Annotated in this window: 1 protein-coding gene; it reads left to right on the forward strand. The window is 43.4% G+C overall.

Going from position 1 to position 1,743, the window contains the following annotated elements:
* Positions 1-137 precede the first annotated feature (137 nt).
* On the forward strand, positions 138-1,655 hold the full coding sequence (locus ACED53_RS23315; RefSeq protein ID WP_081324582.1) for an ISNCY family transposase: 1,518 nt from the start codon (positions 138-140) through the stop codon (positions 1,653-1,655).
* The last annotated feature ends 88 nt before the right edge of the window (positions 1,656-1,743 follow it).

Raw genomic sequence — 1,743 nt, forward strand, 5'->3', positions numbered from 1 at the left:
TGTGATCACCAAGCGATTCTGTCGTATCGTAACTACCAAGCGACTTTGTCATTCGCTTAATTACCGAGGGAAATTGACGGTCTCTATTTTTACGTAATCCTTTGACTAGTGCTACGAATTAGTCAGGGGTGTATAGGATGATCGTTATGAATACTCAATCTCAGCTTACCGTGGATATCATCGCAAAAGTTGCTCTCGGTAAAATCTCAATTACTAATGCCTCTAAGCTCCTCAATAAGTCTCGCAGAACCATTGAACGTTATCTCAGGCGATATCGCTCTGATGGTATCCGATTTGTGGTTCATGGCAACACAGGAAGGGCACCCGCTAATAAAATCCCCATTACCTTAAAGCAACAAGTTCAAGCTCTTATAAAGGCCAAGTATTACGACTTTAACATGCTTCATCTCGCCGATATGTTAGAGGTATTTGAAGGCATCAAAGTAAAACGGGAGACGCTTCGTACCTGGGCACATGAAATCCATCATGTAAAACGAGCCAAACATCGACGTTCTAAGGTAAGAAGACGACGTGAGCGTATGGAAGCCGAAGGCTTAATGCTGCAAATGGACGGCAGTCCGCACCTTTGGTTCGGTGATAAAAAATCCTGTCTTATCGCCATGATTGATGATGCAACCAGTGAGGTTCATGCGGAGTTTTTTCCTTCAGAAACCACCGAAGGGTGCCTCAAAGTAATGAAAACTTATATCAAGAAAAAAGGGCTTTTTAAGACTCTTTATGTCGATAGAGCGGGCATCTTCGGTGGACCAAAACGTTGCCACTTCTCCCAGATGCAACGAGCCTGTGAAGAGCTGGGTATAGAAATTATTTTTGCCAATTCGCCTCAAGGCAAGGGTCGCATCGAACGTGCTTTTGATACGTTCCAAGATCGTCTAGTCCCTGAGTTAAGGCTGGCTGGGGTTACTGATATGATCAGTGCAAATAACTACCTACAAAATACCTTCATCCCTGAGTATTGGGCAACGACCCTCACAGTCAACGCCAAATTAATGCGCTCTGAGCATACACCCGTTCCGAAGTACCTCAACATTGACGCGATATGTATTCAAAAAGAATATCGAAAAATCCGTCGAGATCATACCTTCAGCTACGCCAACGCAATGTATCAAATTACCTCCCCATTACGGCACTCTATCGTGAGTCAACAAGTCGAACTACGTAAGCAACTTGATGGTGGTTTTACGGCTTATTTTGCCGACCGAGAGTTATCGATTAAAGAGCTTACTGAGCCTAGCTCTAGGAAAGAATACGGAGAAGAGGTTCAGAAAAAGATCGAGGCTATAGAGCTTGCCAATGAGTTAGGGAATGTTAGAGAAGCGGCTCGACAAAGCGGTTGTTCTGTCAAAAGCATTCACAACAACCGTCAATTACTTGAAGCCCATGGCCCACTTGCTTTGAAACGTCTGTATGGTCAATCACACAACAATAATCGCATCGATGAAAAGACTCGAAATATCGTCATCTCATTAACACTCAAATCGCCTCACCTAACCTCTATTAGGATAAGTGGTGAGATGAGAAAGCGTTTTAACATCTCGATTAGTCACTCAACAGTAAGGAACATCTGGCTTGAAGAAAAGCTGAATACAAGAGAATTACGGGAGGCACGTGCCGAGGAATCAATTATCGAATAGAAACTAATCTGCAATAGTGGACTACTATGAATAAAGCAACGACAGAATCCTTCGGTATTTAGACCGTCAACCTCCCTCGGTAATCACA

This window comes from Vibrio sp. 1F169, from assembly GCF_041439605.1.
Classification (GTDB): Bacteria; Pseudomonadota; Gammaproteobacteria; order Enterobacterales; family Vibrionaceae; genus Vibrio; species Vibrio tasmaniensis_A.

Excerpts from the sequence above, each read along its gene's own strand:
- ACED53_RS23315 (WP_081324582.1), top strand. The coding sequence starts at position 138 with ATGATCGTTATGAATACTCAATCTCAGCTTACCGTGGATATCATCGCA.